This is a genomic window from Streptomyces sp. DH12 (genome assembly GCF_020873895.1).
Taxonomy (GTDB): Bacteria; Actinomycetota; Actinomycetes; order Streptomycetales; family Streptomycetaceae; genus Streptomyces.
The window spans coordinates 1-479 of sequence record NZ_JAHWGT010000839.1 but is presented as its reverse complement, the minus strand read 5'-3'; the positions used below and the strand labels follow the sequence as shown (position 1 = coordinate 479).

The 479-nt window shown below is 68.9% G+C and carries 1 protein-coding gene; it reads right to left on the bottom strand.

Annotated elements, in window-relative coordinates; translation table 11 throughout:
- Positions 1-26: 26 nt before the first annotated feature.
- Positions 27-479: glycoside hydrolase family 48 protein (locus tag LPA54_RS37355; RefSeq protein ID WP_306806622.1), on the bottom strand; the 453-nt coding region annotated here is incomplete at its 5' end.

Sequence of the window (479 nt, the reverse complement as noted above, 5' to 3'; positions counted from 1 at the left end):
ACCGGTACACGGAGCGTCGGCGGGGACTAGTCGAGAAGCTCCGCGTACGCGCCCATGGCCGTGGCGATGTCCGCCTGGGCCCAGAACCGGTGGTACGTGAAGACCGGCGCGGCGCCGCCCTTCAGATAGCTCTCGATCTTCGACCAGGCCGGGTCGTCCTTGTAGAAGGAGCGGATCGAGAGGAACGTCGACGAGGAGTCGATCCGGTCGCCGTTCGGCATGGTGCCGGTCCAGCCGGACGGGATGTACACCGGGTCGTCGAAGCGCTGGTAGTCGGCGCGGGTCTCCGGGACGGCGATGCCGAGGTCGTCCTGGTGGTTCTCCCACATGCCGTCCAGCAGCGCCTTCGCCGTGTCCGCCGCCTCGGTGTCACCGGAGCGGGCGGCGTAGTACGTCAGGATCTTGGCGTAGGCGCCGGCCACGCCGACGTCGTTGGTGTAGTCGACGACCTCGACGTGCAGCCCGCTGTTGGCGCCCGG